6 protein-coding genes are annotated in these 10,566 nt (G+C 68.8%); 1 reads left to right on the top strand and 5 read right to left on the bottom strand.

Annotated features, from left to right (window positions below; translation table 11 throughout):
* Positions 1-231: 231 nt before the first annotated feature.
* From ACFPZ3_RS57145 to ACFPZ3_RS57125, 5 genes are all read right to left on the bottom strand, one after another.
* The gene (locus tag ACFPZ3_RS57145) at positions 232-1,047 is read right to left on the bottom strand and encodes an alpha/beta fold hydrolase (RefSeq protein WP_379522865.1); all 816 of its coding nucleotides are present in this window, start codon (positions 1,045-1,047) and stop codon (positions 232-234) included.
* A 373-nt stretch (positions 1,048-1,420) separates the two neighbouring features.
* Positions 1,421-1,828 carry a hypothetical protein gene (locus ACFPZ3_RS57140; RefSeq protein ID WP_379522864.1) on the bottom strand — a complete coding sequence of 136 codons (408 nt, stop codon included), beginning with the start codon at positions 1,826-1,828 and terminating at the stop codon, positions 1,421-1,423.
* Positions 1,829-2,231: 403 nt separating this feature from the next.
* The gene (locus tag ACFPZ3_RS57135) at positions 2,232-2,852 is read right to left on the bottom strand and encodes a hypothetical protein (protein ID WP_379522863.1); all 621 of its coding nucleotides are present in this window, start codon (positions 2,850-2,852) and stop codon (positions 2,232-2,234) included.
* Between the two features lie 397 nt (positions 2,853-3,249).
* Positions 3,250-3,453: a hypothetical protein gene (locus tag ACFPZ3_RS57130; protein ID WP_379522862.1), complete on the bottom strand. Its 204-nt coding sequence runs from the start codon at positions 3,451-3,453 to the stop codon at positions 3,250-3,252.
* A gap of 190 nt (positions 3,454-3,643) precedes the next feature.
* Entirely contained in the window at positions 3,644-4,330 is a 687-nt protein-coding gene (locus tag ACFPZ3_RS57125) for an MFS transporter (RefSeq protein WP_379522861.1), read from the bottom strand.
* 670 nt (positions 4,331-5,000) lie between these two features.
* On the opposite strand from ACFPZ3_RS57125, the gene ACFPZ3_RS57120 reads away from it, so the two are divergent.
* On the top strand, positions 5,001-10,566 hold a 5,566-nt coding region (locus tag ACFPZ3_RS57120), incomplete at its 3' end, for an RHS repeat domain-containing protein (RefSeq protein WP_379522860.1).

Raw genomic sequence — 10,566 nt, 5'->3', positions numbered from 1 at the left:
GGCTTCACGGCCGGCAGCCCCCAAGAAGCCCTCGACTGCGCCTGCGGCCTCTACCTCGGACACTAACCCCCGAAGGACTTACGACCGGGACCACTTAGGTCCACCACAGCGTGCGGACGGCTGCCCGGCTCGTCGACGCCGTGGCCTGCTGGCCGGCCGGGTGAATCGACACTTGCGCGAGGCAGGTTTCTTCACACGGTCAAGCCGGCCCGCCGGTTGCCTGATCGCGCCTCAGCGGGCGGTGAGCCAGGAGCGGATCTCGTCCATGAGCGGGACGGGCGCGTCGTGGTGGACCAGGTGGCCGGCGTCATCGATCAGCGACAGTTCGGCGCCGGGGATCAGGCTCTGCAGCCGCCGGGCGACGTTGGCGGGGATCCAGGCGTCGTCGACGCCCCACAGAATCCGTACCGGGATGCTCATGCCACCCAGCAGCCGCTCGTTCTCTTCGAGAAAACGCTCGTCGTAGTCGGCGATCTGCCGGTAGAAGGCGGGCTGGCCGTCCTCCCCGGTCCACGGGCGTACGAGATCGTCCAGATCGTCGTCGCGCAGGCCGCGGTGGCTCGCCCCCTGGATGTACGCCCGCACGATGGCGGTGTGAATGTAGGCCGGCAGCTGTCCCAGCAGGTCAGGGTGGTCCTGTACGAACCTGAAGAAGGGTGAGCCGCTGGGCGGGATGGCGACGACATCGACGAGCATCAGCGACGCGTAGCCGACACCCGCGCTGAGGTGCGCGCGCAGAGAGACGGCGCCGCCGAAGTCGTGGGCGACCACGTGCGGCCGGTCCAGATCCCAGTGCGTGAGCAGCGCCGCGAGCGCGTCGGCATGCACGCCGAAGTCGACGGGATGCCCGGCATGCTTGGAGGACAGGCCGTATCCGGGCATGTCCCAGAGGTGAACGGTGAAGTCGCGGCTCAGAGCCTCGGCGAACGGCTGCCACAACAGCGACGAGAACGGCGTGCCATGACAGAACACCACGGCCGGACCGGCGCCGACGCGCCCCCAGGCGATCTGCCGCCCACGCCACTCGAAACGCTCCGTCAACTCCATGACCTGCCCCATTGGTCCACTCGGTCGGCATCGCTCCGCGCGACGTCCGTGATGGTGTGAGTCGCAGGAATGACCGTTCTCTGCGAGAGGAATCGGCACTCGGACACTCGTGCTCCAATACCCAGGTCGCCATTCGCGGAACATGGGCGGAGATCTCCTGACCGCGGGGACGATGGCGGCCTTGAAGAGGGCCCAGCTCCAACCGGCCAGGTCATCGTCCTCGGCCCCTCCCCCGCCGCCGGTCAGCGAGTGGCAGGACGAGCGAGAGGGTGAGGAGGACGAGCCCGGCCGCGGGGGCCTGCGCGAGGGCGGCGGAGGAGCCCCACACGTCGGCGGCGCGGCCGGCGAGGGACGCCGCGACAGTGCCGTCCTGTCAGGCGGCGTCGAGGGCCGCGGTGATCTTGCGGATCATGTCGGCCAGCGTGGGGGTGGGCTGGCCCTGGTGGGTGCGGCCGGCTGCTTCGATGGCGACGATGACGGTGCTGCGGAAGTTGTCGGCCTCCGCCGGATCCTGCCTCTTCAGCAGGCTCATGGTCGCCGTCAGAGCGGGCAGTACCCGATCGGCGAGTTCGGCCACGGACTTGCCCTTCAGATTCACGCCCTTGGGCCACTCGGCGAGCACGTGCCCGACCAGGCCGGTCGCGGAGCCCAGGGCGATGGAGCCGTCGGTGGCGGCCCGATGGGATCTGCCGGTGGCGTCAGCGGCGGACATCAGCGTGACGGCGCCCCACGCGGCGGTCCGCAGGGTGATCCTGTCCTGGTCGGAAAGGGTGACGGCCATGGTGGTGTGCTCCTTCGAATCTGACGTTCAAGTGAACGGGCTGACGGTGGAATGCAGCCCTATGGGTGTCCGGGGTATCCGGATCGCTCAGGCCGCATCGCCCGAGGCCGCAATCGCTGAACCGTCATGGCGTCCACGATCACCGACCGCTCTGATATCGAGCCGTTGCCGTGCTGACATGCCCACTGACACGACACCCGCCATGAGGGAATGCGGATTTGGTGGTCGACCCGGTGAGGAAGATCTCCCCGAGGTCGGCGCGGGGGTTCGTCCGGTGCCTTCGTGCCGGAACTGGCCGCGATCGTGTGCCGGCTCGGTGCTTGCGCGTTCCCGTGGCTGCGCAGCCGCCATGCTCTGGCGGCTGCGCGTGTGGCGTGGTCGGTCTTCTGCGGACCGAGTCAGATCACGCAGCCCCGGAGGGCGGCACGAACTTGAGATTCACGGTGAGCTCACCGAAGGGATCCCCCTCGACGAGCCTGGTGCCGAAGAGCCGATTGAGGTCTGTGGCCCACCGCGCGGACAGCTTCATCGGAAACTTGTTGATCTGGTATCCGAGAAGTTGCGGCCTGAGCACGGCAAACACCTCCGCGGAGTTGAAGGTGGCCAGCTTGTAGTTCTCATCCGCCGGCGTGCCGTTGATCTTCACGTTGCCGTTGGTTCCACCCTGGACGATGTTGAGCCAGAACGGGTCGACGTCGAATCGGGTGCCACGCTCGGGATTGTTGAGCGACCAGCCACCCGGGTAGTAGATCTGGACCCCGAAGTTGACGTTGTTGTGCTGCATGCCGACCTTCATCACCAGCGTCCGGCCATCGGGGACGTTGACCGGGTCGATGCCGGCAAGCGCGGTGCCCGTCCGCTGCAGCTCGCTGTAGAGCTTCGCCCCGAACTGGAACCGGGCGGTTCCCCAGGGGGCGATGTACATGCCCGGTCCCGGCTGTGGCGGCGGCGGATCGGCGGTGACTGCGGCGGTGGCGGTGGCGGTGGCGCCAAGCGTCAGCGAGGCCAGCACGGCCGCCGTCATGATGGCGATTCGCTTGATGTACATCTGGGACTCCCTTGGTGGAACCGCCGCCGAACGGGTGCGGCGGCGGAGTGGGATCTACGCCAACCAGGGGGTGAGCACCTCAGATCGTGGCGCGGCGACTCTTGTTGATCACCCCCCGCGACGTATGGTAATCATATTGCTACTCTCTGTAAACGGTAAGGGTGAGGCACAGGACGTGGAAGGCGCCTCCACTCGGAAGCTCGGGTCTAGTTCGCCATGTTCGCCGCCCGGCAGCGGCTACAGCCCGGCGATCTCGCCCTGGGCCGCTTCGAGGCCGACCACGAAGCGGCAGGACGCGGCTGCGCGCCGGGCAGCGGGTCTGATGTTCCGCCGCACGGCGCGCAGAGATCAGCGTCGCAGGTGAGCGACGCTGCTAGCCGCCGAGTGCGCCGCCGGGAAGAAGGGTGGTGAGCGTGGTCGCGCCGTTCAGCAGGTTGAGCACGTCCAGCACCGGCTGGAGCAGCATGCCCACCGGGCCTCCTGCCGCCAGTGAGTCGGCGGCGGCGGGCGCGGCGAGTACTGCGGTCAGTAGCGCGCCACCGACCAGGATGCTGGCTGTACGGCCTATGAGTTTCATGGACGCCTCCACAATAGTAACGGAGAGTGATCAGACTGCACTCTACGTGATCGACGTACGGCACCGTTCGATCTGGCGATCCGCCGCGCTGGAATCGGTGACCCCACCGTCCACGACCGGAGTTTGTCGGGGTTGCGTTCCATTCCTGGGATGTCCCGCAGAGGCGGCCCACCGCACCGGCCCGTAGCCGCTACGGTGCCGGTGGGCGTACTGCGGAGTCGGTTCGGCCGTACCACCAGGTGAGGCCGGCCGCGGCGACGGCGAGCGCGGTCGCCAGCGGTGGGAGTAGCGCGGCGCCGGCGACGTCGAGCGCGATCCCACCGACGGCACCGGACAACGAGACCGCCAGGTACAGCGCGGACTGATTCAGCGAGGCGACCATCGGCTGCGTGGCCGCCGGGGCGTAGCTCATGATCAGGTGCTGCTGCGGCGTTGTGACGGTGAAGGAGAACGCGCCGCAGGCCGCGACCGCCAGTAGCGCCGTCGCGTACGAGTCGCGCAGCACCGGCACCAGGAGGAGGACGGCGGCGAGGAGCAGCGTCCCGGCGATCACGACGCGGCGGGGCCCGCGACGGTCGGTGAGATGCCCCGCCGCCAGGTTCCCCACCGTGCCGGCCACCCCGAACACCAGCAGCAACCCGGCCAACCTGCCGCCCTGACCGCCGGTGGCCGACTCGTACACGGCGCTGAGGTAGGTGTAGGGAATGTAGATCCTGGTGAACGCCACGATTGTGGTGGTGAGCACTCCGAGCACCCGCCGGTCGGCGAGCGGGGCGAGTCGTTGTCGCCACCCGCCGGCCGGGTCGTGTCCGACGTCGGGCAGGCGGGCGGCGATGACCGGGAGCACGACCGCGGCCAACGCCGTGACCAGCCACATCGTTCGCCGGCTTCCTTGGTCCAGGCTCGCCCTTGATGTCTATCTCGGCTCGTGGACGGCACGGAGGACAGAAAATTTCAGATGTGTCCGTACGTCTGAAAAAAAATTTGAGCAGAAGGCGCAAAAGTCTGGACCAACGGCTTTCCGGGGGCGACGATCCGATCATCATCGAAGATCGCGGATATGCCCGGGTGCCCTTTGCCCGGGTGTAACCCCGGCTCAGGACGGCCGAGGAACGGATGCGGTTTGTGCATGGCTTGCTCGCGGTGCCGTACGTGGTGGTGCCGTCTCCGCGCGCGGCAGTGACGGATCGTGTGCCCGGACGTCGGCCGTGTCCCGGCGGCCCGCCGGGTCTTCGCGCCTCCCGACAGCGCGCTGGACACCGCACAGCCAGCCGCCCCGTAAAGCCCCCTGGAGGAGCTTAATGGATCTGCCGAGCGAGTTAGACCTGCCAGATTCCCGATGGAACGGCCTTCAACAAACCCCCAAGGAGCCGGATCGCCCGGACGCGTCGTGGAATCGTTTCGCGACGGAAGAGGCCAAGCCCGAATCGCGCTGGCCACGCAGGCTGGCCCCTTTTCTCTCGATCGTCCTGCTGGTGGAGATGGCTTACGCCGTGCCCGCCTATGCGGCTCCTCGATCGGCTCCGGCCGTACAGAAGGAAACGCCTGTGACGGGCGGAAAGGTCCCCGTCAAGGCACCGTTGCCGGATCCGGCGGCGAAACAGGCGTGGAAGGCGCCACCTGAAGTCAGCTGGCCCAAGCCGCAGAAGGCGGAGCTGGGCGGCTCCGTCTCCACCCTGGCGGCCGGCTTCCCGGTGAAGCTGGCGCAGGGGGCGGCCAAGACGGCGCAGGCGGCGACCCCGATCAGTGTCGAGTTGCTCGACACCGACCTGCTCGGCCTGGCGATGCGGGTCAAGCCGGGTCAAGGGGTGGCGGCGGCTGCCGCGGCCAAGCCGGTCAAGACCAGCGTGGAGGTGGACTACTCCAGCTTCCGGTACGCCTACGGCGGTGACTACGGCTCCCGGCTGCGCATGGTGAAGCTGGAGGAGTGCGCGCTCACCGGCGCGGCCGGCTGCGCCGCGCCGCAGCCGGTGAAGAGCGACAACAACGCCACGAGCGGCACGGTGACCGCCGAGGTCGAGACGGGCGGTCTGTACGCGCTGACCGCGGCGGCCTCCGGCCCCTCGGGCGACCATGCCGCCACCTCGCTGGCGGCTTCGTCGGACTGGAGTGTGGGCACCCAGTCGGGCGACTTCAACTGGGGCTATGAGCTGCGCATGCCTCCGTCGCTGGGCGGTGAGGAGCCGGAGGTGTCGCTGGGCTACTCCTCGCAGAGCGTGGACGGCCGCACGGCCTCCACCAACAACCAGGCGTCCTGGGCCGGGGAAGGCTTCGAGCTCAACCCGAGCGGCTACATCGAGCGCCGTTACAAGGCGTGCCAGCTCGACGGCAAGAAGACCGGCGATCTGTGCTGGGACCAGGACAACGCCACCATGTCCCTGGGCGACTCCTCCGTCGAGCTGGTCAAGGACGCCACGACCAAGCAGTGGCGGCCCAAGCGCGACGACGGCACCCGGATCGAGGCGCTGACCGGCGCCACGAACGGCGACAACAACGGCGAGTACTGGCGGGTCACCACAGACGACGGCACCCAGTACACCTTCGGCCTGAACCGGCTGCCCGGCTGGACGACCGGCAAGGCGGAGACCAAGTCGGTGCAGACGGTGCCGGTGTTCGGCAACAACAGCGGTGAGCCCTGCTACTCCAGCACCCCGGCCAACGCCTGGTGCCAGCAGGCCTACCGGTGGAACCTCGACTACGAGGTGGACACGCACAGCAACGCCAGCACGTACTGGTACGAGCGCGAGACCAACTACTACGGCCGCAACATGAAGCCGGAGCTGGGCACGCAGTATGTGCGCGGCGCCTACCTCACCCGGATCGACTACGGCTACCTGCAGAACGAGCTGTTCACCAAGTCGCCGGCCGCTCGCGTGGTGTTCGACGTCGCCGAGCGCTGTCTGCCCAGCGGCACCATCACCTGCGCCGCCGACCAGCTCAAGAAGGAGACCGCGAGCAGCTGGCCGGACGTGCCGTTCGACCAGATCTGCGACTCGGGGGTGAAGTGCACCGACCGCCTGGCCCCGACCTTCTTCACCCGCAAGCGCCTGGCCAAGGTCACCACCCAGGTCCGCAACGCCGCCGGCGCGTTCTACCCGGTGGACTCCTGGGCGCTGACCCACCAGTTCCCCGCTTCGGGTGACGGCATGAGCCCGGCGCTGTGGCTGGCCTCCATCCAGCAGAGCGGCCTCGTGGGCGGCACGCTCTCGTTGCCCGCGGTGAAGTTCACCGGCGTTCAGCTGCCCAACCGGGTGGACGCCAACGAGGGCCGCGCCCCGCTGGTCAAGTGGCGGGTGCAGGCGATCAACAACGAGTCCGGCGGTGAGCTGCGGGTCAACTACTCGGCGGCCGACTGCAAGCCGGGCGACGTGCCCGCGGCCGACAAGAACACCAGGCGGTGCTTCCCGCAGCGCTGGGCCCCGCCGAACGAGGCCGAGGTCACCGACTGGTTCCACAAGTACCTGGTCACCCAGACGATCGAGGTCGACCGGGTCGCCGGCTCGCCGAACGTCGTCACCGACTACGAGTACCTGGACGGCGCGGCCTGGCGCTACGCCGAAAACATCCTGGTCAAGCCCGAGCACCGCACGTGGGCCGACTACCGCGGCTTCGGCCGGGTCCGCGTCCGCGAGGGCGACGGCCAGGACGGCAAGCGCACGATGACGGAGTTCCGCTACTTCCGCGGCATGCACGGCGACAAGCAGGCCGACGGCTCCAAGCGCGTCGCGCAGGTGGAGGACTCCGAGGGCGTCAAGCTGGACGACCTGGACCAGCTCGCCGGGTTCGAGCGCGAGGAGATCCTCTTCGACGGTGACGGCGGGGCGACCCTGTCCGCGACCGCGGAAGTGCCCTGGTCGGTCAAGACGGCGGAGTCCACGCAGGGCGGCGTCACCAAGGCCGCGTACGTGGTCCAGCCCAAGTCCATGGTCACCCGGACCGCGTTGCCCGGGGACAAGTGGCGGCGTACCGGCGAAGACCGCTCGTACGACGCCAAGGGCCTGCTCCTGCAGGTTCACGAGCAGGGCGACCTGGCCAGCGCCGATGACGACGAGTGCACCCGCTACACCTACGCCCGCAACGACACCTCCTGGATGCTCGACTACCCCAGCAGGGTCCAGAAGGTCGCCACCGGTTGCGGCACCGCGGTCTCCACGCTGGCCGCGGATGAGGTGCTCTCGGATGAGAAGATCCAGTACGACGGCCAGGCGAACGGCCAGCCGCCGACCAAGGGAGACGTGACCGCGGTCCAGGAGCTCGTCTCGGCGGACGGCGCGACGATCACCGGCACCACCCGCACCTACGACGTCTACGGTCGTGAGACCAGCGAGACCGACCCGGTCGGCACCAAGGCCGTCACCACCTACAGCCCGGCCGCCGGCGCCCTGGCGACGGAGACCACGGAGACCAACCAGCTCGGCCATGTCGAGCGCACCCTGCTCGAACCGGCCTGGGGCGAGCCGGTCGCCGAGGTCGACGCCAACAACCGCCGCGTCGACATGGAGTACGACGCGCTGGGCCGCCTGATCAAGGTCTGGCAGGCCGACCGCAGCAAGGCCGAGGGACAGTCGCCCAGCACCGAGTACGCCTACACGGTGCGCACCGACGGCCCCAGCATCGTCACCACCAAGACGCTGCGCGCCGACGGCGGCTACACCGCCAGCCACGAGCTGCACGACGGCCTGATGCGCGAGCGCCAGACCCAGGAACCCGCTCCCACCGACGACCAGACGAGTGATCCCGCGCTACGTGACGGGCGCACGATCACCGACACCTTCTACAACTCCCAGGGCGAGGAGTACAAGTCCAACACCGGCTACTTCGCCACCGGCACACCGTCCACCGATTTGCTCGCGGTGGCGGACGCCGCCGTCCCCAACCAGATCGTGTCGTTGTTCGACGGCGTGGGTGAGGTCAACGCCGAAATCCTCAAGGTCAAGGGCGCGGAGAAGTACCGGGTCACGGCCAAGGAGGAAGGCGACCGGCTCCACGTGACACCGCCGCCCGGCGGCACGGCGACGACCCGGATCGGCGACGCCGAGGACCGGCTGATCGAGTTGCGCCAGTACAAGGGCACGACCCCGACCGGCGAGTACGACTCCACCAAGTACACCTACGACTCCGCCGGCCGGCTCGCCACGGTGACCGACCCGGCGGGCAACGTCTGGCGCCACTTCTACGACCTGCGCGGCCGGGAGATCAAGACCGAGGACCCGGACAAGGGCGTCACCACCTCCGTCTACAACGACGCCGACGAGCTGATCTCCACGACCGACGCGCGTGGCAAGACGTTGTGGTACGGCTACGACGCGCTGGGCCGCCAGACACAGATGCGCGAAGGCTCGGCGACCGGCACACTGCTGGCCGAGTGGAAGTACGACGCGCTGGCCAAGGGCGAGATGAACGCCACCATCCGCTACGTGGGCGGGCAGGCGTACACGGCCGAGATCAACACCATCGACTCCGACTACCGCGCGCTGCGCCAGACGGTCACCATCCCCGCGCGGGAGGGCAAGCTGGCCGGCTCCTACCAGCTCAACACCCGCTACACGCTCGACGACCAGGTCCAGTCGGTCAGCTTCCCGGCTGGCGGCGGCCTGGCGGAGGAGCAGGTCGTCTACAGCTACGACGGGCTCAGCCAGCCGACCAAGGTCACCGGCCTGTCGGCCTACGTGAGCGCGACCCGCTACTCCAAGATGGGCGACACCCTCCAGTACGAGCTGGGCGAGGGAACCAAGAAGACCTGGCTCACCTACACCCATGACGAGGGCACCCGCCGGATGACCAGCATGCGGCTGGACCGGGCCGGCGCCACCGCCAGCGATCTGGACCTCAACTACACCTATGACCCGGCCGGCAACGTCACCAAGATCGCTGACAAGGCGAGCGGCCAGGACACGCAGTGCTTCAAGCACGACTATCTGCGCCGGCTGACCTCGGCGTGGACGGCCACCGACGACTGCGCCAGCGGTAGCCCGACGTCCGGCAAGATCGGCGGCGTGGCCCCGTACGCGGTCAGCTACGACTACGACGCCACCGGCAACAGGACGAAGGAGACCAAGCACGCCTGGGGCGGCGCGGCCGAGACCGTGCGCTCCTCCACCTATCCCGCGGCGGGCGGCAAGCAGCCGCACGCGGTGCAGACCGTGGGCGCCGACCTGTTCTCCTACGACGCGGCGGGCAACACCACCCGGCGCAAGGTCGGCACCTCCGACCAGAGCCTGGTCTGGGACGCAGAAGGCAACCTGGAGTCGGTGACGGAGGCCGGCAAGGCGACCTCGTTCATCTACGACGCGGACGGCGAACGGCTGATCCGCAAGACCCCAACCGACGCCACCCTCTACATCGACGACATGGAGCTGCGCTTCGACTTCGCCAAGGACGCGGTCGAGCAGACCCGCTACTACACCATCGGCGGCGAGGCCATCGCGGTGCGCACGCCGGACAACCAGGTCTCCTTCATGGCCAACGACCACCAGGGCACCGCACAGGCCATGGTGAACGCCGGCACGGGAGAGCTGGCCGTACGCAGGTCGACCCCGTTCGGGGAGGATCGCGGGACACCACCATCCTCGTGGCCGGGACAACGTGGTTTCGTCGGCGGCACCAAGGACGCGACCACCGGACTCGTCCATCTCGGCGCCCGTGAGTACGACGCCAAGAACGGCCGTTTCCTCTCGGTCGACCCGGTGATCGACGAGAGCGATCCGCAGCAGCTCAACGCCTACGCCTACGCCAACAACAGCCCCGTCACCATGAGCGACTCCGACGGGCAGTGGGTGTGGGTCGTGGTCGCGATCGGCGTCAGGCTCGCCGCTCGCTACGCGGCGAAGAGGGCCGCGCAGGCCGCTGCCAGGGCCGCCGCCAGGGCTGCTGCCAGACGGGCGGCGCTCGCCGCTGCCAGGCGCAGGGCCGCCGCACTGGCCAGGAAACGCGCTCTGGAGGCGGCCAAGCGGAAGGCCGCGGAGGCGGCGAAGAAGAAGGCCGCTGAAGCTGCCAAGAAGAGGGCCGCTGAAGCAGCGAAGAAGAGGGCCGCGCAGGCGGCCAGGAAGAAGGCGGCGCTGGCCAAGCAGCGGGCCGCCGCCGCGGCGGCCAGGCGGAGAGCGGCAGCGGCCG

The organism is Nonomuraea insulae (assembly GCF_042656245.1).
This window is presented reverse-complemented; position numbering and strand designations above follow the sequence as displayed.